The sequence below is a fragment of the Sphingomonas sp. NIBR02145 genome (genome assembly GCF_027359115.1).
GTDB lineage: Bacteria > Pseudomonadota > Alphaproteobacteria > Sphingomonadales > Sphingomonadaceae > Sphingomonas > Sphingomonas kyeonggiensis_A.
Genome location: NZ_CP114791.1, coordinates 4,490,076 through 4,512,658, shown reverse-complemented (window position 1 = coordinate 4,512,658; position 22,583 = coordinate 4,490,076). Strand labels below are relative to the sequence as shown.

The 22,583-nt window shown below is 67.2% G+C and carries 22 protein-coding genes; 12 read left to right on the top strand and 10 right to left on the bottom strand.

What is annotated here, in order from left to right; genetic code table 11:
• Positions 1-33 precede the first annotated feature (33 nt).
• From O3305_RS20690 to O3305_RS20680, 3 genes are all read left to right on the top strand, one after another.
• Positions 34-258 carry a type II toxin-antitoxin system Phd/YefM family antitoxin gene (locus tag O3305_RS20690; RefSeq protein WP_184170478.1) on the top strand — a complete coding sequence of 75 codons (225 nt, stop codon included), beginning with the start codon at positions 34-36 and terminating at the stop codon, positions 256-258.
• Positions 258-755: a type II toxin-antitoxin system VapC family toxin gene (locus tag O3305_RS20685; RefSeq protein WP_184170481.1), complete on the top strand. Its 498-nt coding sequence runs from the start codon at positions 258-260 to the stop codon at positions 753-755. Before O3305_RS20690 ends, O3305_RS20685 begins: the two co-directional genes overlap by 1 nt.
• 70 nt (positions 756-825) lie before the next feature.
• A complete protein-coding gene (locus tag O3305_RS20680; RefSeq protein WP_184170484.1) occupies positions 826-1,344 on the top strand; it encodes a GAF domain-containing protein in 519 nt (172 codons plus the stop codon).
• A gap of 10 nt (positions 1,345-1,354) precedes the next feature.
• Here the strand turns inward: O3305_RS20680 and O3305_RS20675 are convergent, their stop codons facing one another.
• Positions 1,355-1,744 (bottom strand): response regulator transcription factor, encoded by a 390-nt coding sequence (locus O3305_RS20675; RefSeq protein WP_184170487.1) that lies wholly within the window; start codon positions 1,742-1,744, stop codon positions 1,355-1,357.
• Positions 1,745-1,747: 3 nt separating this feature from the next.
• The gene (locus O3305_RS20670; RefSeq protein ID WP_184170490.1) at positions 1,748-2,116 is read right to left on the bottom strand and encodes a response regulator; all 369 of its coding nucleotides are present in this window, start codon (positions 2,114-2,116) and stop codon (positions 1,748-1,750) included.
• 153 nt (positions 2,117-2,269) lie between these two features.
• Here O3305_RS20670 and O3305_RS20665 point away from each other — a divergent pair, with 153 nt between their 5' ends.
• Complete coding sequence (locus O3305_RS20665; protein ID WP_269574226.1) at positions 2,270-4,843, top strand: ATP-binding protein; 2,574 nt, start codon at positions 2,270-2,272, stop codon at positions 4,841-4,843.
• Between the two features lie 47 nt (positions 4,844-4,890).
• Here O3305_RS20665 and O3305_RS20660 read toward each other — a convergent pair whose 3' ends face one another.
• The 3 genes from O3305_RS20660 to O3305_RS20650 form a co-directional block, all read right to left on the bottom strand.
• Positions 4,891-6,036: an acyl-CoA dehydrogenase family protein gene (locus O3305_RS20660; RefSeq protein WP_269574225.1), complete on the bottom strand. Its 1,146-nt coding sequence runs from the start codon at positions 6,034-6,036 to the stop codon at positions 4,891-4,893.
• Between the two features lie 182 nt (positions 6,037-6,218).
• Complete coding sequence (locus tag O3305_RS20655) at positions 6,219-7,106, bottom strand: crotonase/enoyl-CoA hydratase family protein (protein WP_269576576.1); 888 nt, start codon at positions 7,104-7,106, stop codon at positions 6,219-6,221.
• A complete protein-coding gene (locus tag O3305_RS20650) occupies positions 7,106-8,524 on the bottom strand; it encodes an aldehyde dehydrogenase family protein (RefSeq protein ID WP_269574224.1) in 1,419 nt (472 codons plus the stop codon). Before O3305_RS20650 ends, O3305_RS20655 begins: the two co-directional genes overlap by 1 nt.
• 145 nt (positions 8,525-8,669) lie before the next feature.
• On the opposite strand from O3305_RS20650, the gene O3305_RS20645 reads away from it, so the two are divergent.
• The 3 genes from O3305_RS20645 to O3305_RS20635 all read left to right on the top strand — a co-directional run bounded on the left by O3305_RS20645 (position 8,670) and on the right by O3305_RS20635 (position 11,836).
• Positions 8,670-9,845: an acetyl-CoA C-acetyltransferase gene (locus O3305_RS20645; protein ID WP_269574223.1), complete on the top strand. Its 1,176-nt coding sequence runs from the start codon at positions 8,670-8,672 to the stop codon at positions 9,843-9,845.
• 18 nt (positions 9,846-9,863) lie between these two features.
• On the top strand, positions 9,864-10,646 hold the full coding sequence (locus tag O3305_RS20640) for an SDR family NAD(P)-dependent oxidoreductase (RefSeq protein ID WP_269574222.1): 783 nt from the start codon (positions 9,864-9,866) through the stop codon (positions 10,644-10,646).
• Positions 10,647-10,792: 146 nt separating this feature from the next.
• On the top strand, positions 10,793-11,836 hold the full coding sequence (locus O3305_RS20635) for a CaiB/BaiF CoA transferase family protein (RefSeq protein WP_269574221.1): 1,044 nt from the start codon (positions 10,793-10,795) through the stop codon (positions 11,834-11,836).
• Here the strand turns inward: O3305_RS20635 and O3305_RS20630 are convergent.
• On the bottom strand, positions 11,800-12,054 hold the full coding sequence (locus O3305_RS20630; RefSeq protein ID WP_269574220.1) for a hypothetical protein: 255 nt from the start codon (positions 12,052-12,054) through the stop codon (positions 11,800-11,802). The two genes, O3305_RS20635 and O3305_RS20630, sit on opposite strands and share 37 nt — an antisense overlap.
• A 37-nt stretch (positions 12,055-12,091) precedes the next feature.
• On the opposite strand from O3305_RS20630, the gene msrB reads away from it, so the two are divergent.
• On the top strand, positions 12,092-12,535 hold the full coding sequence (gene msrB / locus O3305_RS20625; protein ID WP_269574219.1) for a peptide-methionine (R)-S-oxide reductase MsrB: 444 nt from the start codon (positions 12,092-12,094) through the stop codon (positions 12,533-12,535).
• 153 nt (positions 12,536-12,688) lie between these two features.
• Positions 12,689-12,943, top strand: a complete 255-nt coding sequence (locus O3305_RS20620; RefSeq protein WP_269574218.1) for a hypothetical protein — start codon at positions 12,689-12,691, stop codon at positions 12,941-12,943.
• Between the two features lie 160 nt (positions 12,944-13,103).
• On the opposite strand, the gene O3305_RS20615 is transcribed toward O3305_RS20620, so the two are convergent.
• From O3305_RS20615 to O3305_RS20600, 4 genes are all read right to left on the bottom strand, one after another.
• Positions 13,104-14,246: an acyl-CoA dehydrogenase family protein gene (locus O3305_RS20615; protein ID WP_269574217.1), complete on the bottom strand. Its 1,143-nt coding sequence runs from the start codon at positions 14,244-14,246 to the stop codon at positions 13,104-13,106.
• Entirely contained in the window at positions 14,246-15,862 is a 1,617-nt protein-coding gene (locus O3305_RS20610) for a fatty acid--CoA ligase (protein ID WP_269574216.1), read from the bottom strand. The genes O3305_RS20615 and O3305_RS20610 overlap by 1 nt, the downstream gene beginning before the upstream one ends.
• 86 nt (positions 15,863-15,948) lie before the next feature.
• Positions 15,949-16,599 carry a TetR family transcriptional regulator gene (locus O3305_RS20605; protein ID WP_269574215.1) on the bottom strand — a complete coding sequence of 217 codons (651 nt, stop codon included), beginning with the start codon at positions 16,597-16,599 and terminating at the stop codon, positions 15,949-15,951.
• A gap of 49 nt (positions 16,600-16,648) precedes the next feature.
• Complete coding sequence (locus O3305_RS20600; RefSeq protein ID WP_269574214.1) at positions 16,649-17,380, bottom strand: helix-turn-helix transcriptional regulator; 732 nt, start codon at positions 17,378-17,380, stop codon at positions 16,649-16,651.
• Between the two features lie 124 nt (positions 17,381-17,504).
• On the opposite strand from O3305_RS20600, the gene O3305_RS20595 reads away from it, so the two are divergent.
• Genes O3305_RS20595 through O3305_RS20585 form a run of 3 tightly spaced genes read left to right on the top strand, consistent with a single transcriptional unit; the run spans position 17,505 to position 22,563 of the window.
• On the top strand, positions 17,505-19,979 hold the full coding sequence (locus tag O3305_RS20595) for a TonB-dependent receptor (protein WP_269574213.1): 2,475 nt from the start codon (positions 17,505-17,507) through the stop codon (positions 19,977-19,979).
• 5 nt (positions 19,980-19,984) lie between these two features.
• On the top strand, positions 19,985-20,899 hold the full coding sequence (locus O3305_RS20590) for an oxygenase MpaB family protein (RefSeq protein WP_269574212.1): 915 nt from the start codon (positions 19,985-19,987) through the stop codon (positions 20,897-20,899).
• Positions 20,899-22,563, top strand: a complete 1,665-nt coding sequence (locus tag O3305_RS20585) for a GMC family oxidoreductase (protein WP_269574211.1) — start codon at positions 20,899-20,901, stop codon at positions 22,561-22,563. The genes O3305_RS20590 and O3305_RS20585 overlap by 1 nt, the downstream gene beginning before the upstream one ends.
• The last annotated feature ends 20 nt before the right edge of the window (positions 22,564-22,583 follow it).

Sequence of the window (22,583 nt, the reverse complement as noted above, 5' to 3'; positions counted from 1 at the left end):
ACAACGCGGACAATATAGGTACATAGGCACCAAATGAAGGTCATCACCAGCCGCGAATTCAACCAGGACGTGAGCGCCGCCAAGCGACTCGCGCGCGGCGAGCCGGTGTTCGTCACCGATCGCGGGCGGCCGACCCATGTACTGATGAGCATCGACCAGTTCCGTGCATTGAGCGGGCAGCGCGAGAGCATCGTCGACCTGCTCGCCCTGCCCGCCGGCAGCCTCGATGCCGAGCTGGCGCCGCCGGGGCGCTGGTGATGTTCCTGCTCGACACGCCCATCGTCTATGAACTGCGCAAGGCGCGCGCCGGCACCGCCGAGGCGGGGCTGACCGCCTGGGCTTCGGGGGTCGCGCGCGAGCGGTTGTTCCTCTCCGCGATCAGCCTGGTCGAGCTGGAGACCAGCGCCGCCGAGACCGCGCGGCGCGACAAGACGGCCGGCGCGATGCTGCGCGGCTGGATCGACGAGCAGCTGCTCCCGGCGTTCGAGGGGCATGTGCTGCCGCTCGACGCGGCGGTGGCGCGGCGGCGCGGGCAGCTTGCCCTGGGCGACACCCGCGATGCGCTGTTCGCCGCGACGGCGCTGGAGCATGGACTGACCCTGGTGACCCGCAACACCGCGGCCTTCAAGGGCATGCGCGTGAAGCTGTTCGACCCGCGCGGCTATACGCCCGATGCGGCCGAGGAGGAGGGCGATTGGCGCGACGCCGCACGAACTGGTCCGCTTTGGCTCAAGAACTTGTTCGTCCGTGCGTGATGTGCGTTACGAAGAGGCCCGTATTGCCGCCTTCACTTGTGGTTAGACAATTTACGGCAACAGTCGCCCAATGGTACCTAAACTCAAGCCGATCTTTCATGCCCTCGCCCCCTTGCTGCGCGGCGAGAAGCAGCGCCAGGCGTCGGTCGACAAGCTCGGTCTGACCGGCAAGTCGGCGTCGCCGGAGCTGAAGGCGATCGTCGAGGAAGTCGCCCAGCTGTTCGGATCGAACATGGGCATCGCGACGCTGATCGACCGGCAGACCCAGCATATCCTGGCCTGCCATGGCGGCGAGCTGAGCTCGACGCCGCGCGACATCTCGTTCTGCGGCCACACCATCGCCAATCCGCACGACGTGATGTGCGTGTTCGACGCCGCGCATGATCCGCGCTTCGCGGGCAATCCGCTGGTGCTCGGCTCGCCGCATATCCGCTTCTATGTCGGCGTGCCGCTGCTCACCCCCGAGGGTGAGGCACTGGGCGCCTTGTGCGCGATCGACCAGCATCCGCGCGCCAAGCTGCTGCCCGAGCAGAGCAAGCGCCTGCGTGAGCTGGGTGAACGCGCGGCGGAACTGCTGGCCGCGGCCTGACGGCCGCCTTTCAGGAAACCCGATTGGCGAAGCTGTTGTTGCGCAGCACGTCGGCGACGCGCTGGACCAGCTCCTCGGGTTCGAACGGCTTGACCAGATAGTCATTGGCCCCCGCCCCCATCGCCGCGTCGATCTCCGCCTCGCTGCCCTTGGCGGACAGCATCAGGATCGGCGTGAGATAGAGCGCCGGCAGCCGGCGCAGCGCCTTGAGGATATCGGTGCCCTGCATGCCCGGCAGCGATTGATCGAGGATCACCAGGTCGGGCTTCTTGAACGCGATGGTGTCGAACGCCAGCGTGCCGTGGTTGATCACCCCGACGATATGGCCGGCCGCGCTCAGCACCTGCTGCACCACGGCACCGACCAGTTCGTCATCCTCGACATAGATGATGCGCGCCATGGCTCAGGCCTTGGCCAGCATTTCCTCGACCCGGAAGACCAGCTCGTCCGGATCGAAGGGCTTCTTCAGATACTCGTTCGCGCCGGCGAACCGCGCGAGCTCCTCGTCGCGGTCGCTGCGGCGACCGGTGAGCATCATCACGGGCAGATCGGCGAAATCGGGCATCTTGCGCAACTCCTGCACCAGGAGAACGCCCGAGATCTCCGGCATGTTGCAATCGAGGATGACCAGATCGGGCCGGCGCGCCTTGATGACGCGCAGCGCCTCGGCCCCGTCCTTGACCAGCCCGGCGCCATGCCCGGCCGCGATCAGCGCATCGCGGGCGATCTCGCCCACGATCTCGTCGTCGTCCGCTATGATGATCCGTGCCATCTGACTCTCGTTCGATCCTAATCTATTTTATAACGCACGGAGACCGCATGGTTTCGCTTCCGTGCTAAAATTCTGTGGCCATTCTGTCTTTCCGGCGTTTTGCAGCAAGGGGCCGAACACCCCGTTAACCCTTTTTATTTAGGGGCCGAGTCCATGGCAGAGATACTGACGCGCCGGTCGCAATGGATCCTTGTCGCAGCCCTGGTGCTGCTGGCCTGCTCGGCCGCATCGGGCATCTGGCTGTTCAGCCAGAAGCAGAATGCCGACAAATGGGTGCGCCACACCTTCCAGGTTTCCGACCGGCTATCGCATGTCCGCATCCTGACGCTGCGCGCCGAGGTCTATCGCCGCGGCTATCTGCTCACCGGGGATCCCGAGGCACGCAAGAATATCGACGGCGTCCGCAAGGAGCTGCCCGGCGAATTGTCGGGCCTGGAGGACATGACCGACGACAATCCGCGCCAGCGCGAGCGCGTCGCCTATCTCGCCGCGCTGATCCGCCAGCGCATGGTCGAGACCGAACAGACGCTGGCGATGCGCGGCGCCAATCGCGCCGCCGAGGCGACCGCGATCCTGGCGAGCGACGCCAATCGCCACGAGACCGCCCGAATGCTGGCGCTGATCGGCGATATCCGCGGCGAGGAGGAGAAGCTGCTCCAGACGCGGCTGGCGCGCGCCAGCGGCTATGAAGGGCCGATCCAGCTCGCCGGCCTGGCCAGCGGCATGCTGGTGCTGCTGCTCGCCTATCTGATCGCGCGCGAGCGGCGCGAGCGGATGACGATCCTGCGCGACGCCAACCGCCGGCTGCACGAAGACATCTCGCGACGCGAAGTGGTTGAGGCCGAGCTGGCTCTGCTCGCGATGAACGCCACCGACGCGGTGCTGCGCTTCGACCTGAACGGCGTGTGCATCTATGCCTCGCCCTCCACCGAGCCGGTGCTCGGGGTCGAGCCGGCGCATGTCTTGGGCCGCTCGATCGGCTTCGGCGTGTCGAGCGAGCATCGCGCCGAGATGTTCGAGTTCCAGCACCTGCTGACCACGGGCGAAGTGGAGCGCGGGGTGATCACCTATCGCACCCATCTGCTCGACCCCAATGCGTCGGAACAATGGATCGAGGCGCATTGCGGGCTGGTCCGCGATCCCGCCACCGGCGCGCCTTCGGAGATCATCGCGTCGTTGCGCGACGTCACCCGGCGCAAGCAGCTCGAGCACGAACTGGAGGCGGCGCGCGAGCGGGCGGAGCTGGCGGTGCAGGCCAAGTCGAGCTTCCTGGCGAACATGAGCCACGAGATCCGCACGCCGATGAACGGCGTGCTGGGCTTTGCCGACCTGCTGCTCGCCAGCGACCTGCCGCCCGAGCAGCACCGCCACGCCCAGCTGATCGTCGATTCGAGCCGGGCGATGATGCGGCTGCTCAACGACATTCTGGACCTGTCCAAGATCGAGGCCGGGCAGATGCAGGTGAATGCCGAGCGCGTCGATCTGCGCCACGCGCTGCGGGGCTGCCTCAAGCTGATCGAACCGGCCGCCGCGACCAAGGGACTGGCGCTCGACTTCATCGTCGACCCGACGCTGCCGCGCTTCGTGATGGTCGACGGGCTGCGGTTGCGCCAGATCGCGCTCAACCTGCTGGGCAACGCCGTGAAGTTCACCGGCGAAGGCAGGATCACGCTGAGCGCGCGGCAGGCGGCGAGCGACGGCGGCACGCCGCGCATCGACATTGCCGTGACCGACACCGGCATCGGCATCCCGCCCGATCGCCATGCCGCGATCTTCGAACAGTTCGTCCAGGCCGAGCAATCGACCGCACGCCGCTATGGCGGCACCGGGCTGGGCCTGGCGATCAGCAGCCGGCTGGCGTCGCTGATGGGCGGCGAGCTGGGCCTGCGCAGCGCCGAGGGCCAGGGCAGCGTGTTCACCCTGTGCCTGCCGCTTGTCGCCGCGGAGGCGGTGGATGCGGACGGCGCGGGGCCGCGCAGCCCCGAGCGCGCCACCCGCGCGCTGCAGGTGCTGGTGGCCGAGGATCACGACGTCAACCAGCTGCTGATGCAGGAAATGCTCGGTCGACTCGGCCACCGGGTGACGATCGTCGGCGACGGCGCACATGCGCTGGAGGCGGCGACTGCGGCGGACCTGCAAGGCACGCCCTTCGACCTGGTGCTGATGGACATGCAGATGCCGGTGCTCGACGGCATCTCCGCCGCCCGTGCGATCCGCGGCGCAGGCATCTCGGCACAGAAGCTGCCGATCCTGGCGCTGACCGCCAATGCCTATGCCGACGACGTTACAGCCTGTCTGGAGGCGGGGATGCAGGCGCATCTCGCCAAGCCGATCCAGCTGGCCGAATTAGCCGCGGCGATCGATCGCTGGGCGGTGCCAGCTGCTACCGCGCCGGAGCCGATCGCACCGGCGATGGAGCCGATTCCCGCACCGCCTCCGGAGGATAAGGCACCAGCGATGAAGCTGTCGCCCGCGCTCTGGGCAAAGTTCGCCGAGCGCAAGGCGGAGCTGCTGGTGGCGACCGAAGCGTTCGTGGGTGGCGAACAGGGCGACACGGAGACCGAGGCGCTGGGCGAGCTGCTCCACAAGTTCGCCGGCTCGGCAGGGCTGTTCGGCCAGGCGGAACTGGGGAGCAAGGCTTCGGCGCTGGAGGATGCGCTGGAGGTAGCCGCGGCCGGCGAGCGGAAGGCGCTGGTCGAGGGGTTTTTGGCGGAGTTGCGGGGCTAGGCCATATCGAGATTCAGCCCCTCAGCCGCCTCCAAATGTCGATCATCCTACCCCGCCAGCGTCTCGCGCTTGATGCGCTTGGCGAGGCTCCATTTGTGGACTTCGGTGGGGCCGTCATAGATGCGGAAGGCGCGGATTTCGCGGAAGACCTGCTCGACGATCGTGTCACCCGAGACGCCGGTGCCGCCCATCACCTGGACGCAGCGATCGGCCACGCCGAACAGCAGGTCCGACACCGCGACCTTGGCCATCGAGCTCTCCGCAATGCCAGCAACGCCGCTGTCGAGCACCCCGGCGCACCAGTCGATCATCAGCCAGGCCTGTTGCAGCGCGATCCGGTTGTCGGCGAGCATGAAGCCGACGCCTTCGTGATCGATCAGCGGCTTGCCGAAGGCGTGGCGCTTCACGGCGTATTGGCAGGCGATCTCGTGCGCGCGAGTGGCGGCGCCGAGCCAGCGCATGCAATGGGTGAGCCGCGCCGGGGCGAGGCGGATCTGGGCATAGTCGAAGCCCTTGTGGGGTTCGCCGAGGATCTGATCGGCGGGGACGCGCAGCCCGTCGATCGCCACGATCGAATGGCCGCCGGGCATCGAGCTGTCGATCGTGTCGAGCACCCGCTCGATACGCACCGCCGGATCGGGCAGGTCGATCAGGAACAGCGTCGCCCCCTCCCCGGTCTTCGCCATGACGATCCCGACCTTGGCGCCCTGCGCCCCGGTGATGAACGCCTTGCGGCCGTCGATCACCCAGTGGTTGCCGTCCTGGCGGGCAACAGTCTGCATCATCGAGGGATCGGAGCCGGCGCCGCCATCGGTGGCGGGCTCGGTCATGAAGAAGGCCGAGCGCGCGGTGCCGGCGACCAGCGGATCGAGGAAGCGGGCCTTTTGCTCCAGCGTGGCGACGCGGCCGAGCAGGAACATGTTGCCCTCGTCGGGCGCGGCGACGTTGAGCGCTACCGGGCCGAGCGGCGAGAGGCCGGCGGCGCGCAGGACATGCGCGGTCTCGCGGTGGGTGAGATGGGTGCCGTTCGCAATATGCGGGTTGAGCAGGCCGGCGGCGCGGGCGTGGTCGCGGAGTTCGGCGACAAGCTCCTCGGACGGGCCGTGCGGGGTGCAGCGTGGGTCGCGCTCATAGGGGGCGATGGTTTCGCGGACAAAGGCTTCGACCCGGGCGGCGAGTTCTGTGGGATTCATCGCTGCTTCTCTCATCCTGTCATCGTCATCCCGCGCAGGCGGGAATCCAGAGCCACGAGCAAAGGCGTAGCCGATAGGGCCGGCCTCCACGCCGGCCCATGCCCAATTGCACGGGCTGCCTTCCGTTACCCTGGATCCCCGCCTGCGCGGGGATGACGGATTCGGGTTTGTCGGTGCCGGGCTCAGAAATAGCCCGGCTCTTCCCACCAGGGGAAATAATCGGGCATGCCGCTCGATACATGGTCCGGGAACGTCGCCGCACGCTTCTCGAGGAACGCCATCACGCCTTCGCGGGCATCCCCGCTTCGGCCACGGGCCAGTACCCCGCGGCTGTCGATGCGGTGCGCCTCCATCGGATGCGCCATGCCGAGCCCGCGCCACAGCATCTGGCGGGTGAGCGCGACCGAGACCGGGGCGGCGTTGTCGACGATCTCGCGGGCCAGCGCGCGGGCGGCGGCGAGCAGGTCGTCCGGCGCATGTACCGAACGCACCAGCCGCCCGGCCAGCGCTTCCTCCGCCCCCAGCAACCGCCCGCTCATGCACCATTCGAGCGCGCGATCGATCCCCACGATGCGCGGCAGGAACCACATCGACGCGCCTTCGGGGACGATCCCCCGTCGCGCGAACACGAAGCCGAAGCGCGCGCCCTCGCTGGCAAGCCTTATGTCCATCGGCAACAGCATCGTAGCCCCGATGCCGACCGCCGGGCCGTTGACCGCGGCGATCACCGGCTTGAGGCTCTCGAAGATGCGCAGCGTCAGGCGGCCGCCATAGTCGCGGGCATGCGGGCTGGCATAGTCGATCGAGCCGTCGGCGCGGATCGGCGAGTCCGGGCCGCCGGCGGCGTCGAACACCTTGGCGCCCATCTCCAGATCGGCGCCGGCGCAGAAGGCCCGCCCCTCGCCGGTGACGATCACCGCGCCGACCGCGTCGTCCGCATCGGCGCGGTCGAACGCGTCGATCATCTCCTCCATCATCCGGATCGAATAGGCGTTCAGCTTGTCGGGCCGGTCGAGGGTGAGCGTTGCGATGCCGTCGGCGACTTCGTAGCGGACCTGCTCGTACTGCATCACTTGCGCACCGAGATGGTCTGGGCGTTGGTATATTCGAGCAACCCTTCGGTGCCGTTCTCGACGCCGATGCCAGACTGCTTGTGCCCGCCGAACGGCGCCCAGGGGGTGACGTGCTGGGCCTCGTTGATCCAGACGGTGCCGGTATCGAGCCGCTCGGCGATGGCGAGCGCGGCATCGGTGTCGGCCGACCAGACCGAGCCGGCCAGACCATAATCGCTGTTGTTGGCACGGGCGATCACGTCCTCGACATCGTCGAAGCGGATCAGCGGCAGGACCGGGCCGAAAGCTTCCTCGGCGACGACGCGGCTGTCTTCGGGCGGGTTGTCGACCAGGGTAACGGGAATGAAATAGCCCTTCCCTTCCGGCACTTCGCCCCCAGCGAGGAAAGTCAGGCCCTCAGCCTGCGCATCGGCGATCAGCGCCTTCACCCGCTCATATTGGGCGCGGTTCTGGACCGGGCCGAGATCGGTGCCCTGTTCGAGGCCGTTGCCGGTCTTCACCCGGTTGGCGATCGCGGTCAGCTCGGCGGCGAGCGCGTCATAGGCGCTGTCGTGGATATAGAGCCGCTTGGTCGCGATGCAGACCTGGCCGTTATTGCCGAAGGCCGACCAGAAGAGTGGCTCGGCGACCTTGGCGACATCGACATCGCCGAGCACGATCGCCGCGTCGTTGCCGCCCAGCTCGAGCGTGACGCGCTTGAGATTGGCGGCGGCGCTGGCCATCACCCGCTTGCCGGTGGCGGTGGAGCCGGTGAAGCTGATCTTGTCGATGCCGGGATGCGCGGTCATCCAGGGCCCAAGCTGATCGCCGCCGCTGACCACGTTGAACACGCCGGCCGGCAGATGCGGGCGCATCAGCTCGCCGAGCTTGAGCATGGTCAGCGGGGTGAAGGGCGAAGGCTTGATGACCAGCGTATTGCCGCTGAGCAGCGCGCCGGCGATCTTCCACACGCCGAGCAGCATCGGGAAATTCCACGGCACGATCCCGCCGACGACTCCAATGGGGACTCGGCGCGTCTCCGAACGGCGATCGGGCGTGTCCTCGTTCACCAGCACCGGGATTTCCTGCTTGGCGACACTGGCCGCCCAGAAGGCGGCCCCCAGCAATTCCTCGGTCGCCTTTCCGACGGGACGGCCCTGTTCCTGGGTGAAGAGGCGAGCGAACTGGTCGAGATTGGTGGAGATCACTTCGGCGATCTTGGCGACCGCGGCACGACGCTGCTCGATCGGAGTCGCGCGCCAGCCGGGAAAGGCGGCGCGGGCAGCGGCAACGGCTGCGTCGAGCTCAGCCGCGCTGCAATCCGGGGCTTCCGCTACGGTTTCCTCGGTTGCCGGATTGAGCACCGGGATCGTCGCGCCGCCGGGCACGGGCTGGCCGCCGATCGTCATGGTGAAATCGCGGTCGAACGCGGTCATTTCCCTCTCCTCCAGACTCTGTTTGGCGCGAGCATAGAACAGCATATTTCGCCCTGCCACTATTTACTTAGTCAGGTGATTAAGTCCGTTGATCGCATTAGCCGAGGCTGGTACCGCTGATTCGAAAATGGACAGGAGCAGGATGATGGCAGCACCTACCGCCTATATTGTCGAGGCCGTTCGCACGGCGGGAGGGCGGCGCGGCGGCCGGCTTGCCGGATGGCACCCGGCCGACATGGCGGGCGAAGTTCTCAACGCCGTCGCCGATCGCAGCGGGATCGATCCGGCGGCGATCGAGGACGTGATCATGGGCTGCGTCAGCCAGGGCGGCGAGCAGGGCTTTCAGGTCGGCCGCAACGCCGTGCTCGCTTCGCGCCTGCCGGAGAGCGTGCCGGCGGTGACGATCGACCGCCAGTGCGGCAGCTCGCAACAGGCGATCCAGTTCGCCGCGCAGGCCGTGCTCTCGGGCACGCAGGACGTGGTGATCGCGGCGGGCGTGGAGAGCATGACCCGCGTGCCGATGGGATCGACCGGCGCGCTGTTCGCCCAGGCCGGGCTCGGTGGGCCCAAATCGCCACGCCAGGAAGCGCGTTATCCCGGCGTGCAGTTCAGCCAGTTCATGGGCGCCGAGATGATGGCACGGAAGCACGGCTTCACCCGCGAGCTGCTCGACGCCTATGCGCTGGAGAGCCATCGCCGCGCAGCGGCGGCAACCGAGCGCGGCGACTTCGATGCCGAGATCGTGCCGCTCGAAGTCGAGACGCCCGAGGGGGCGGCGCTCCATACCCGCGACGAGGGCATCCGCTATGACGCGACCGCCGAGAGCATCGGCTCGGTCAAGCTGCTCGCCGAAGGCGGGATGATCAGCGCGGCCAATGCCAGCCAGATCTGCGACGGCGCCAGCGCGGTGCTGATCGTGTCCGAAGCGGCGCTCAAGGCGCATGGTCTGACGCCGCTGGCACGCATCCACAACCTCACCGTCACCGGCGGCGATCCCGTCATCATGCTCGAGGAACCGCTGTTCGCGACCGACCGGGCACTCAAGCGCGCCGGCATGTCGATCGACGAGATCGACCTGTACGAAGTCAATGAGGCGTTCGCACCGGTGCCGCTCGCCTGGCTCAAGCATGTCGGCGGCGATCCGGCGAAGCTCAACGTCAATGGCGGCGCGATTGCGCTGGGGCATCCGCTCGGCGCCTCGGGCACCAAGCTGATGGCGACTTTGGTGCACGCGCTCCACAAGCGGGGCTTGCGCTACGGTCTGCAGACGATGTGCGAGGGCGGCGGCCTGGCGAACGTCACGATCGTCGAGCGGCTTTGAGATCATAGGAGGGGATGGATGAAGCTGGATAACACTATTGCCGCGGTGGTGACCGGCGGCGCTTCGGGGCTGGGAGCGGCAACCGCGCGGGCACTGGCCGCCAAGGGCGTGAAGGTCGCGATCTTCGACCTGCAGAAGGAAAAGGGCGAGGCCGTCGCCGCCGAGATCGGTGGCGTGTTCTGCGAAGTGAACGTGACGTCGGACGAGAGCGTCGATGCCGGCTTCGCCAAGGCACGCGCGGCGCATGGGCAGGAGCGCGTGCTGGTCAATTGCGCGGGCACCGGCAATGCGGTGAAGACCGCGAGCCGCGCCAAGGAAGACGGATCGATCCGCCACTTCCCGCTCGAAGCGTTCAACTGGGTGATCCAGATCAACCTGGTCGGCACCTTCCGCTGCATCGCCAAATCGGCGGCCGGGATGCTGACGCTCGATCCGCAGGAAGACGGCGAGCGCGGCGCGATCGTCAACACCGCCAGCGTCGCGGCCGAGGACGGGCAGATCGGCCAGGCCGCCTATTCGGCGTCGAAGGGCGGCGTGGTCGGCATGACCCTGCCGATCGCGCGCGACCTGATGGGCGAAGGCATCCGCGTCAACACGATCCTGCCGGGCATCTTCGACACGCCTTTGCTCGCCGCAGCACCGCAGCCGGTGAAGGACGCGCTGGCAGCCTCGGTCCCCTTCCCCAAGCGGCTCGGGCGGCCGGAGGAATATGCGGGGCTGGCGCTCTGCATGATCGAGACGGGCTATTTCAACGGCGAGGATGTGCGGCTGGACGGCGGCATCCGTATGGCGCCGCGGTAACGCGCCTCCTTACCCCTCCCTGGAAGGGAGGGGCCAGGGGTGGGTCGCGGCCTGGCGATACTGTGACCCAAGGGACAACCGCGCCGCATCGCGTGCATCCACCCACCCCCACCCTCCCTTCCAGGGAGGGGAGTTGAAAGGTCGCCATGCAGCCGTTGAAAGGCATCCGGATCGTCGAGATGGGCGGGATCGGCCCGGCGCCGTTCTGCGGGATGATGCTCGCCGATCACGGGGCGGAGGTGCTGTACGTCCACCGCCCCGGCCAGCCACCCAACCCGCGCGACCCGCTGCTGCGGGGGCGTACGGCGGTGGAAGTGGACCTCAAGTCGCCCGAGGGAATCGCGCATGTCCGCGAACTGGCGGCAGGAGCCGACGGGCTGATCGAGGGATTCAGACCGGGGGTGATGGAGCGGCTGGGATTGGGCCCGGCCGAGCTGCACGCCGCTAACCCGCGGCTTGTCTATGGCCGCATGACCGGCTGGGGACAGACCGGGCCGCTGGCCCAGGCGGCCGGGCACGACATTAATTACATTGCGCTGGCCGGCGCGCTCCACGCCTTTGGCCGGGCGGGCGAGAAGCCGACCCCGCCGGTGAACGCGGTGGGCGATTTCGGCGGCGGCGGCATGCTGCTTGCCTTTGCGATGAGCGCGGGGCTGCTCCAGGCGCGGATCAGCGGCCAGGGCAGCGTGATCGACTGCGCGATGACCGAGGGCGCGGCGCTGCTGATGAGCATGGTGTGGGGCTTCCGCTCCACCCTGGGCTGGCGCGACGAGCGCGGGGTCAACATCCTCGATACCGGAGCGCATTTCTACGACACCTATGAGACGGCGGACGGCAAGCATGTCGCGATCGGGGCGATCGAGCCGCAATTCTATACCCAGCTACGCGCGGTGACGGGGCTGGCTGCCGATCCCGATTTCGATGCCCAGATGAACCCCGCCGCCTGGCCGGCGCTCAAGGACAAGCTGGCGGTGCTGTTCCGGACCAAGACGCGCGACGAATGGTGCGCGCTGATGGAGGGGACCGACATCTGCTTCGCGCCGGTGCTGTCGATGGCAGAGGCGCCGGCACATCCGCATAACGTCGCACGCGGCGCGTTCATCGAGCGGGAGGGTGTGGTGCAGCCGGCGCCAGCACCACGCTTTTCAGCGCCTCAGCTCTCGACCAGCTCGACCACCTCGAAATCATAGCCTTCCCAGCCGCGCTGCTTCGCGGCATCGGCCAGCGCGGCTTTCTTGCCCGTCGCTTCCTTGAGCGACTTGGCGTGCCCCCAGAACACTTCGGTCTTGCCGCCGCCGAGATGCGCGACGATGCGCCAGTAATGGGTGAAAGGCGCGTTGGTGGGGCCGATCGTCTTCACATAGCCATCGGCCATGGTCGCGGTGAGGATGCGCTTTTTCTTCGCCATGCGGATACCCACATAGCGCAGCGAAACGGAGATTTGCATGACCGACTATCGCAAGACCGATGAAGCCATCGCCGCGCTGACCCCGGAGCAGTTCCGCGTGACCCAGCAGAACGGCACCGAGCGCCCGGGCACCGGCCCGCTGCTCAACAACAAGGAAGCCGGCATCTATGTCGACATCGTCTCGGGCGAACCGCTGTTCGCGTCGTCCGACAAGTATGAATCCGGCTGCGGCTGGCCGAGCTTCACCAGGCCGATCGCCAATGTCACCGAGCTGCGCGACACCAGCCACGGCATGATCCGAACCGAGGTCCGCTCGGCGCATGGCGACAGCCATCTCGGCCATGTGTTCGAGGACGGCCCGCTCGATCGCGGCGGGCTGCGCTATTGCATCAATTCAGCCTCGCTGCGCTTCGTCCCCAGGGCGGAGATGGAATCCCTCGGCTACGGCGCCTATCTCGACCAGGTCGAGGACGTCGCCTGAGCCGAGTTGGCACCGAACCCCAATTGCGATTGGGGATCGGCGCCAAGCCGTGGCGTAATTCACCACAGACTGCGCGATCCGCCGGTGCCTCCTCCAGCGCCGGCGGGTCGTTTCGCATGTGGCGCGCTGTACGCGCTGACCGGGCGGCTATGGATGTCGATCGGCGTGCATGGCGCGTGGAACTTCACCCAGGGCTATGTCTTCGGCGCAGCCGTGTCGGGCGGGAATTTCGGACCTTCACTGGCGCGCAGCATTGCACATACCGATGCCAACGTCTGGTTGAGCGGCGGCGGGTTCGGGCCCGAGGCTTCGCTGCCGGCACTGCTGGTGTGCACGGCGGTGGGACTGGTGGCGCTGTGGCTGGCGAAGCGGGCCGGGCGGTTTGGGAATGAGAATCCCGCCGCCTGACCTCCACCTCCGTCATCCCCGCGAAGGCGGGGATCCAGAGCCAAGCACGACCGGCCGGGCAGAGTAACCCCGTATCGGGTAAACAGCGCCCCGCGCTGTTTACCCGATACGCCCCGCCTTCGCAGGGATGACGATTAAGCTCAGGACGAGGGAGAAGGCACTACAACCCCCGCCCGATTACTTCCTTCATGATCTCGTTGGTCCCGCCGAAGATCCGCGAGACGCGGGCGTCGCGCCAGATGCGGGCGATCGGGTATTCGTTCATATAACCGGCGCCGCCGTGGAGCTGCAGCGCGGCGTCGATGATCTGCCACTGGGTATCGGTGTGCCACAGCTTGGCGGCCGAGGCTTCCTCTGGGGTCAGCTCGTGGCGGAGATGGCGGGCGAGCGCCCAGTCGATATGGGCCCAGCCGATCTGCAGCTTCGCCGCGAGGTCGGCGAGGGTGAAGCGGGTGTTCTGGAAATCGAACACCGTCTTCCCGAACGCCTTGCGCTCCTTCACGAAGCCGAGCGCCTCGTCGAAGGCGCGCTGGGCGCTGGCCTGGGCGCCGATCGCGATGGTCAGCCGCTCCTGCGGCAGGTTGCGCATCAGATAGGCGAAGCCGCGGCCTTCCTGGCCGAGCATGTTGGTCGCCGGCACGCGGACATCCTCGAAGAACAGCTCGCTGGTGTCGGCGCCGTGCAGGCCGATCTTGTCGAGGTTGCGCCCGCGCGCGAAGCCCGCGCGATCGGCCTCGACCAGGAACAGGCTGGTGCCTTTGGCGCCAAGCTCCACGTTCGTCTTGGCAACGACGATCACGACATCGGCGGTCTGGCCGTTGGAGATATAGGTCTTGGCGCCGTTGATGACATAGTGATTGCCGTCGAGCCGCGCGGTGGTGCGGATCGCCTGCAGGTCCGATCCCGCGCCCGGCTCGGTCATCGCGATCGCCGCGACCTTCTCGCCCGAAACCATACCGGGCAGCCATTCGCGCTTCTGCTCTTCCGAGCCATAGGCGATGAAATAATCGGCCAGCACGTCAGACTGGAGGGTGATGCCCGAGGGAACGCGCGCATAGGCATGCTCCTCCGTGACGATCGCGTTATAGGCGAAGTCGAGGCCCGGGCCGCCATATTCCTCGGGCACGGTCGGGCAGAGCAGGCCGGCGCTGCCCGCCTTGGTCCAGAAATCGCGATCGACGATGCCGGCCTCTTCCCAGCGATCGAGATGCGGGACACCCTCGGCAGCGAGGAAGCGGCGGACGCTTTCGCGAAACAGGGCCTGGCTTTCGTCCTGGCCGGTGCGACGAGCGGTATCGAGCATCAGTTCACTCCCCTTTCGCGGCCGGCCCAGTATGGATCGCGCAGCGCCCGGCGCATGACCTTGCCCGAGGGCGTGCGCGGCAGGGCGGCGACGAAATCGACCGACTTGGGCACCTTGAACCCGCCGATCCGCTCACGGGCGTAGGCGAGGATAGAGGCATCGTCGGGCTCGGCGCCGGGCTTGAGCACGACCACTGCCTTCACTTCCTCGCCCCATTTGTCGTGCGGGACGCCGATCACCGCGACTTCCTGGACGGCCGGATGGCCGAAGATCGCGCTCTCCACTTCGGCGGGATAGATGTTCTCGGCGCCCGAGCAGATCATGTCCTTGAAGCGGTCGCAGATGTAGAGATAGCCGTCTTCGTCGAGATAGCCGGCGTCGCCGGTGCGCAACCAGCCCTGGCCATCGACCGTGTCCGCAGTGGTCTCGGGCAGGTTCCAATAGCCGACCATGTTGGCGACCGAGCGGGTCTCGACTTCGCCGACCTCGCGGACGGGGAGCGCGGTGCGCTCGGTCGGGTGGACGACCCGGATCTCGACGCCGGGCATCGGCAGGCCGGCGCTACGCATCCGCTCATTGCCGGCGGGATCATGGTCCTCGGGCGGAAGATAGACGATCGTCCCGCAGGTTTCGGTCATGCCATATTGCTGGGCGAAGCCGCAGCCGAACACTTCGGTCGCCTCGCGCAGCAGGTCGAGCGCGATCGGCGAGGCGCCGTAGAGGATGTAGCGCAGCCGGCTGAAATCGGCCTCGCGTACGCCGGGCAGCATCAGCAGCATCTGGAGCGCGGTGGGCACGACGAACATCTTGGTGACGCCGCCCTGCGCGATCGCCTCCAGCACCGCGGCGGGGACGAACTCGCGGTGGACGATCGAAGTCGCGCCGTTGAAATAGCCGACGATCGCCCAGCCGACCCCGCCGATATGGCCGAGCGGAAGGGCGACGAGGTTGACGTCGCCTTCGAGCCACTCGTTCCACGGCATCGCCTGCGCCATGGAGTCGGTGCGGCCGCGCAGCAGGTTGCGGTGGCTGAGCATCACGCCCTTGGGCTCGCCGGTGGTCCCCGAAGTATAGAGCTGGAGCGCGACGTCATCGGCATCGACATCGTCGGGGATGGGTTGCTCGGGTGCGGCATCGCGCCAGGCGGCGAAGCTGTGGAAACCCTCGGCCCCGTCCTCCATCGCGATCGTCTCGCGGATCGTGTCATTGGCCGCGCATTCAGCGGCGCGGCCGATCTGGTCGGGGCCGGCGAAGAGCAGGCTGACCTGGGCATTGGCGAGGATCGTGCAGATTTCGGCGGTGGCGAGCCGCCACTGGATCGGCACCACCACCACGCCGGCGCGGGCGGCGCCGAACATCAGCTCGAAGAATTCGTCGCTGCCCTTGCCGAGATAGGCGATGCGATCCCCTACGCGGCAGCCGGCGGCGCGCAGCGCGCGGGCAACCCGGTCACTACGACGATCGAGCGTAGACCAGTCGGTATCGCGCCCTTCGAAGCGGGTGGCGATGGCATGTGGGCGATGCTTCGCATGATAGGCGGGGATGTCGCCCAGCCGGGGCATCGCCTCGAAATCGATCCAGCCCGACAAGGCTTCTGCAACCAGTGTATCGCCCATATGCCGCTCCTCTCCGAGCCGGTTCGAACCGCGGGGCGTTTTTGCCCTCGAGCATTGTTTAATCGCTTGATTAAGCGATTCGCAAGTCAGGCGTCGGTTTCGGGCTTCACCAGCACGCTGCGCATCAGCAGATCGGTGACGTGCACGGTATAGGCCTTGCGCAGATCGTCATCGATATCCTCCACCCCAAAGGCGTAGCGGAGCGAGTGGCGGCCGATGAAGAGATGGTCGCACATGCCGATAAGCGAGAAATAGAACAGCATCGGATCGATCTTGCGGAAGATGCCCTCGGCCTCGCCCTGCTCGAGGATCGCCTTCTGCGCGGCGGCGAGCGGCCGGCTGAACCGCTCGGAGATGAAGCGCGCGGTCTCGCTGTCGGTCTCTACCGCAAGCGCGGCGACCAGGCGGTTCATGTAGGGATAGCGATAATAGACCTTGATGATGCCGTGGACGTGGTGGCGCAGCTTCTGGCCGGCATCCATGTCGGCCTTCACCAGCCGCTCGAGATCGTCGAACGTGCCGCCGGCATCGCGCTCGAGCAGCGCCATGAACATGCCGAGCTTGCTGCCGAAATGATAGCGGATCAGCGCGGCATTGAGCCCCGATTTCTCCGCGATATCGGCGAAGGTGATATCGACCGTGTTGCGCTCGATCATCAACGCGCTGGTCGCGTTGAGCAGTTGATCCGCCGAACTTGCCTCCAGTCGCACGACCGGAGCCTTTGCCTTGCTTGCCATTTCCGTACCTTAACCGGCGCGACACCGCCGCGCCAACCTCCCGTTATTGTCAGTTGGGCCGCGCGAAGCCCAGGGCGACCGCGCGTTGCACCGTGCGCAATCGACCATTCTCGCCCAGCCGGCTGCTGGCGCGGCGCATGTGAAAGCGGATCGTCGGTACCGACAGGCCAAGGATCGTCCCGATCTCGCCGTCCGTCTTGCCCGCCGCGGCGAGCTTGAGGCACTGGACCTCGCGCCGGGTGAGCTTGTGCTGGACGATATCGGTCGAGGCGTCGGGCCCGGCATTGCAGGTGGCGATGAAGCGCAGCGCCAGCGGATGGAGCACCGAAGCCTCGCGCTCGAACAGCGCGTCGATGTCGAGACCGGGCGTGGTCGTCGCCCAGACCACCGCGCCGATCACGCCGGCGGGGAGGTGGACGGGCGCGACGATCGCGCTTTCCACCCGGTAGCTGCGCTGCATCGCCTCGCGCTCGATCTGCGGTTCGATCCGCAGCGGCCGCCAGCTGCGGATCCGGCCCTGGTCGTAATAGAAGGGCTCGGCGAGATGGCGCGCGACCGAGACGATCGCGTTGCGCAGCGCGAAATCGCCCTGGGCCCAATAGGCACCCGCATCATGGGTGAATTCGAACAGCGCGCTGACCGGCGTGCCGTCGGCAAGCTGCACCGGCCGGGCGCTGCTGATGTCGGCGCAGGCGGCGATCAGCGGCAGGCCCATGCGGCGGCCATGCTCGACGATCCGGCCGGCCAGTTCCCAGGGCATATTCTGCGCGTCAGAGGCCATGTTCTTCCCTATCACATACGATAGCTGCACAGCGCTTTCCCTAAAGCTAATTATTCAAACAAACAACAGCCGGAAATCGACCCCGAAAATCGAGGCGGATCGGCGATATGGAGGGGAAGAGGATATGGCGATCAAGGCAGGCTTGCTGATGGGATCCGCGCTCGGGCTGCTGCTCGCCGCACCCGCGCTGGCGCAGGAAGCTCCGGCACCCAAGGCGGAGGGCCCGCAGACCAGCAATGACGAGATCGTCGTCACCGCCCAGCGCCGCTCGGAATCGATCAACAAGGTGCCGCTGGCGGTGCAGGCGCTCTCCGCCGACACGCTGAAGGACCTGCAGATCACCGATGTCGAGTCGCTCGCCAGCTCGGTGCCCGGCCTCCAGGTTTCGCCGGCCTATTCGGGCGTGCCGATCTTCACGCTGCGCGGCATCGGCTTCAACACCACCAACATCACCGCCACCTCGACCGTGGGCATCTATCAGGACGAGCTGGCCTATCCCTATCCGTCGATGGCCGGCGGGCCGATCTACGACCTGGAGCGCGTCGAAGTGCTCAAGGGGCCGCAGGGCACGCTCTATGGCCGCAACACCACTGCCGGCCTGATCGACTTCATCACCGCCAAGCCGGGCAAGGATTTCGCTGCGGGCGGCACGATCGAGGCAGGCAACTACAAGACCTACAATGTCGAGGCCTATCTGAACCTGCCGCTCGGCGACAATGCCGCGCTGCGCGTATCGGGCCGCGACGAGAACAGCGACGAGGGCTGGCAGATCGCCCAGAGCCGCGGCGAGAAGCTGGGCAAGGTCAAGCGCTGGGGCGCCCGCGCCTCGCTGAGCTTCCAGCCGTCGAGCAAGTTCGAAGGGCTCATCACCGTCTCGGGCTGGCGCGACCGTTCGGACACCCAGGCCGGCCAGGCGATCAGCCTGAACCTGACCAACCGGCTCTCCGCCGCCTCCCCCGCCGTGGGGCCGGGCGACTTCAACTCGGCGGCTTTGCTCGCCTATCTGCAGAACAACCAGCCGACCCGGGCGAGCGATGCCGGCTGGCAGCCCGCCGGTGCACGCGCGGCAACGGTGGGCCTCGCCACCGGCATGGGACCGCCCCGCGCCAAGTCCGACTTCGTCTCGGCCCAGATGCGGCTGACCTGGTCGCCCAACGACCAGCTCTCGGTGATCTCGCTGACCGGATACAACGACTTCACCCGCAAGGACGTGGTCGATTTCAGCGGCGCGCCGTGGGAAATCGTCTCGACGCAATATGATGCGCGGATCAAGTCGTTTTCGCAGGAGCTGCGCTTCGAGGGCAATGGCCCGGGCTTCCGCTGGACGGTGGGCGGCTATTACGCGCATGACGACCTGCGCGAGAACAGCCGCTTCCTGATCGGCGAGAACAGCTCGGTCGTTTACCTGCGTCTGGCCGCGCAGGGCATCCTCGCCAATCCGGTGACCAATGCGATCTTCAATACCGGCGGCTATACGCCTGCACAGGTGGCGGTCGGCTTCCGCGAAGGCGCGGGCCGGGCGAGCGGCTATAACGAGACGTATAGCGGCTTCGCGACGGCCGAATTCGACCTGGGCAGCGGTTTCAAGATCAATGCCGGCGCGCGGCTTGGCATCGACCATGGCGAGCTGGACGGCTGCTCGGTCGATTACAATGGCAATTACCTGCCGATCGTGAACACCGCCGGTCGTGCCGTGATCTTCCAGAGCTATGGCCTGCTCGCGCCGATGGTGCAGAAGGACGGCTGCACCACCTATGATCCCGCGACCAACACCGACAAGCTGGTCCATTCGGTGCTCGACGAGAGCAATTTCTCGGGCCGCTTCTCGCTCAACTACCAGGCGGCGCCGGGCACCCTGCTCTACGCTTCGGTGGCGCGCGGCGTGAAATCGGGTGTGGTGCCGATCGTGCCGGCCAATCGCGCGGTGCAGTTCACTCCCGCCCGTCAGGAAAAGCTGACCGCCTATGAAGCCGGCATCAAGACCGCGGTGGGCGGGCGGCTGGCGCAGGTGAATGTCAGCGGCTTCTATTACGACTATACCGACAAGCAGTTCAGCTCGTACGTGGCCGACCCGACCTTCGGCGCGCTGCAGCGGCTGGTGAATATCCCGAGCTCGCATGCCTGGGGCATCGACGGCGAGATCACGCTGCGGCCCTCGCCGGCCTTCACCTTCGCGTGGAACGCGACATACCTGAAGACCAAGATCACCGACTATACCGGCGCCAATGCGGCAGGCATCCCGACCAACTACGACGGATCGGAATTCTCGTTCGCGCCGGAATTCTCGACCAGCGGCACCGCGACGCTCAACCTGCCGATCTCGTCGAGCCTGAACTTCCAGGCGACCGCCAACGCCACCTATCAGAGCGAGACCCACAGCGACTTCGGCGAGGACCCGCTGTTCCGCATCAAGGGCTATGCACTGGTCAATGGCAGCATCGGCATCGCCAGCGCCGACGGGAAATGGGGCCTTACGATCTGGGCCCGCAACCTGACCAACGAATATTACTGGACCTCGGTAGTGGACAACCAGAACCTCAACGTCCGCTATGCCGGCCGTCCGCGCACGTTCGGCGTCTCGCTGACCGCCGGTTTCTGATCCCGATGCGTGAGCAGGCCATCCCGCTTCCCCCCGGCCCCGCGCCCACCGCGGCGCCGGGGGGCAAGCGGATCCTGCCACGCATCGACTATTCCAATCCGCCAGGCGCGCCGGCGCTCTATCCGCCGGACTCGGTCGCCTGGGCAGTGTTCAAGAACCCCGTCGCTTTGTTCGTCGGCGGGATCGCGGCGGTGTTGCTCGAACTGGGCGAACCGCGGGTGCGTTCGGGCGTGTGGGAACATTCGATCTTCCCGACCGATCCGCTGACCCGGCTGCAGCGCACCGGCTATGTCACCCATGTCAGTGTCTATGCCCCCGCCAATGTCGCCACCAAGGTGATCACCGGGGTGACACGCATGCACGAACGCGTGCGTGGACAGACGCCGCGCGGTGAGACCTATCACGCCAATGATCCCGAGCTGCTCAACTGGGTGCAATGCACGGTCGGCTTCGGCTTCATGGAAGCCTATTCGGCCTATTGCCGGACGCTGACCCGCGAGGAGAAGGATCGGTCGTATGTCGAGGCCAGGCCCTCGGCCGACCTGTTCCTCGCGCATGGCGCGCCGCTGTCGGTGGCGGAGCAGCAGGCGCAGTTCGAAGCGATGCGACCGCGGCTCGAGTCTCACGCGATCATCGGCCAGTTCCTCGACATCATGCTGCGTACCAAGGGCGTGCCGCTGCCGCTCCGCCCGTTCCAGGGGATGATGGTGCGCGCGGCGATCGCGTTGCTGCCGGACTGGGCACGCAAGACGCTGGAACTGGACGGCGAGGAATGGCGGCTGCGCGGCTGGGAACGCCGCACCGTCCGCACGCTCGGCGCGCTGTTCGAGCGGGTGCCGATCCCGGGCACCCCGCCGGTCGAGGCCTGCAAGCGGCTCGGCCTGCCCGCCAACTATCTCTATCGCCGCCGGAAAGCCTGATGCCCGAATGCTTCGAAGCCGATTACGTGATCGTGGGTGCCGGTTCGGCCGGCTGTGTGCTCGCCGACCGGTTGAGCGCCGATGGCCGGAACCGCGTGCTGCTGCTCGAGGCGGGTGGCGACGACCGACCTTTGCGGGAACGCGGACAGTTCCTGTCGAACCTGATGATCCACGTCCCCGTCGGCTATGCGCAGACGCTGAAGGATCCCAAGGTCAACTGGCTCTACTGCACCGAGCCCGATGAAGGCACCGAGGGTCGCCGCCACATCTGGCCGCGCGGCAAGGTGCTGGGCGGCTCCTCCTCGATCAACGGGCTGCTGTATGTCCGTGGCCAGCGCGCCGATTATGACGGCTGGCGGCAGATGGGCTGCGAAGGCTGGAGCTGGGACGACATCGCCCCCTATTTCCGCCGCTCCGAAGACCAGCAGCACGGCGCCTGCGAAACGCACGGCGCCGGCGGACCGCTGAGCGTCACCGACCCCGCCGGATCGCATCCGGTGTCCGAAGCGGTGGTGCAGGCGTGCGAGGCACTTGGCTTGCCCCAGCGCGACATCAACGGGCCGGAGCAGGAAGGCGTCGCCTGGTACCAACTGACCGTGCGCAACGGGCGGCGCTGCTCGGCGGCCGTGGCCTATCTCCATCCAGCGATGCAGCGGCCGAACCTGCGTGTCGTCACCCATGCCCAGGCGACGCGCGTGGTGATCGAGACCGGCCGGGCCACCGGCGTCGAGTTCGTGCGCGATGGCGAGCGGCTGGTCGCCCATGCGGCACGCGAAGTGATCCTGGCGGGCGGCGTGATCAACTCGCCGCAGCTGCTCCAGCTCTCGGGCATCGGGCCGGGCGAATTGCTGCGCGAACAGGGTATCGCGGTGGTGCGTGACCTGCCCGGTGTGGGCGAGAACCTCCAGGACCATCTGCTGATCTCGGCAAACTACCGGCTCAAGCCTGGCACCGTCTCGGTCAACGAGCTGAGCCGGGGGCTGCGGCTTCTCGGCGAAGTCGCGCGCTATGCGGTGGCACGCAAGGGGCTGCTTACCCTGTCGGCCGCGCATATCGCCGCCTTTTGCCGCTCACGGCCCGATCTCGCCTCGCCGGACATCCAGTTCCACATCCTGCCCGCGACGGTGGATGGCGATGCGCTCGCCCGGCTGCAGAAGATGCAGCTGGAGAAGCTGCCGGGAATCAGCATCGCCGCCTGCCAGCTCCGCCCGGAGTCGCGCGGGACCGTGCGCATCCGCTCGGCCGACCCGCTGGCGCCGCCGCGGATCACACCCAATTACCTCAGCGATCCGCTCGACCAGGAAGTGATTGTCGCCGGCCTGCGCTGGGGGCGGCGGATCGCGGCGCAGAAGCCGCTGGCGGACTTCATCGACCACGAGCTTCAGCCGGGTGCCGAACTGCAGAGCGATGCCGATCTGCTGGCGCATGCGCGACGGGCGGGTACGACGCTCTACCACCCGGTCGGCACCTGCATGATGGGGCATGGCCCGCGCGCGGTGGTCGATCCCGAGTTGCGGGTGCACGGGATAAGTGGGCTGCGCGTGGTCGATGCCAGCATCATGCCCCGGATCGTCTCGGGGAATACCAATGCACCGACGATCGCAATCGCGGAGAAGGCCAGCGACATGATCCTGGCGACGGCTAAGGCGCGGGTGGCGGCTTAAGCGAGGCCCGCTCTCCACCA

Bases quoted from the DNA above. Each gene is read 5' to 3' on its own strand.
- O3305_RS20690 (WP_184170478.1), top strand. From the start codon at position 34: ATGAAGGTCATCACCAGCCGCGAATTCAACCAGGACGTGAGCGCCGCC.
- O3305_RS20630 (WP_269574220.1), bottom strand. From the start codon at position 12,054: ATGGCGAAGAAAAAGCGCATCCTCACCGCGACCATGGCCGATGGCTAT.
- msrB (WP_269574219.1), top strand. From the start codon at position 12,092: ATGACCGACTATCGCAAGACCGATGAAGCCATCGCCGCGCTGACCCCG.
- O3305_RS20635 (WP_269574221.1), top strand. From the start codon at position 10,793: ATGCAGCCGTTGAAAGGCATCCGGATCGTCGAGATGGGCGGGATCGGC.
- O3305_RS20655 (WP_269576576.1), bottom strand. From the start codon at position 7,106: ATGCAGTACGAGCAGGTCCGCTACGAAGTCGCCGACGGCATCGCAACG.
- O3305_RS20590 (WP_269574212.1), top strand. From the start codon at position 19,985: ATGCGTGAGCAGGCCATCCCGCTTCCCCCCGGCCCCGCGCCCACCGCG.
- O3305_RS20675 (WP_184170487.1), bottom strand. From the start codon at position 1,744: ATGGCGCGCATCATCTATGTCGAGGATGACGAACTGGTCGGTGCCGTG.
- O3305_RS20660 (WP_269574225.1), bottom strand. From the start codon at position 6,036: ATGAATCCCACAGAACTCGCCGCCCGGGTCGAAGCCTTTGTCCGCGAA.
- O3305_RS20620 (WP_269574218.1), top strand. From the start codon at position 12,689: ATGTCGATCGGCGTGCATGGCGCGTGGAACTTCACCCAGGGCTATGTC.
- O3305_RS20680 (WP_184170484.1), top strand. From the start codon at position 826: ATGGTACCTAAACTCAAGCCGATCTTTCATGCCCTCGCCCCCTTGCTG.
- O3305_RS20645 (WP_269574223.1), top strand. From the start codon at position 8,670: ATGGCAGCACCTACCGCCTATATTGTCGAGGCCGTTCGCACGGCGGGA.
- O3305_RS20670 (WP_184170490.1), bottom strand. From the start codon at position 2,116: ATGGCACGGATCATCATAGCGGACGACGACGAGATCGTGGGCGAGATC.
- O3305_RS20615 (WP_269574217.1), bottom strand. From the start codon at position 14,246: ATGCTCGATACCGCTCGTCGCACCGGCCAGGACGAAAGCCAGGCCCTG.
- O3305_RS20605 (WP_269574215.1), bottom strand. From the start codon at position 16,599: ATGGCAAGCAAGGCAAAGGCTCCGGTCGTGCGACTGGAGGCAAGTTCG.
- O3305_RS20600 (WP_269574214.1), bottom strand. From the start codon at position 17,380: ATGGCCTCTGACGCGCAGAATATGCCCTGGGAACTGGCCGGCCGGATC.
- O3305_RS20665 (WP_269574226.1), top strand. From the start codon at position 2,270: ATGGCAGAGATACTGACGCGCCGGTCGCAATGGATCCTTGTCGCAGCC.
- O3305_RS20595 (WP_269574213.1), top strand. From the start codon at position 17,505: ATGGCGATCAAGGCAGGCTTGCTGATGGGATCCGCGCTCGGGCTGCTG.
- O3305_RS20640 (WP_269574222.1), top strand. From the start codon at position 9,864: ATGAAGCTGGATAACACTATTGCCGCGGTGGTGACCGGCGGCGCTTCG.
- O3305_RS20685 (WP_184170481.1), top strand. From the start codon at position 258: ATGTTCCTGCTCGACACGCCCATCGTCTATGAACTGCGCAAGGCGCGC.
- O3305_RS20610 (WP_269574216.1), bottom strand. From the start codon at position 15,862: ATGGGCGATACACTGGTTGCAGAAGCCTTGTCGGGCTGGATCGATTTC.
- O3305_RS20585 (WP_269574211.1), top strand. From the start codon at position 20,899: ATGCCCGAATGCTTCGAAGCCGATTACGTGATCGTGGGTGCCGGTTCG.
- O3305_RS20650 (WP_269574224.1), bottom strand. From the start codon at position 8,524: ATGACCGCGTTCGACCGCGATTTCACCATGACGATCGGCGGCCAGCCC.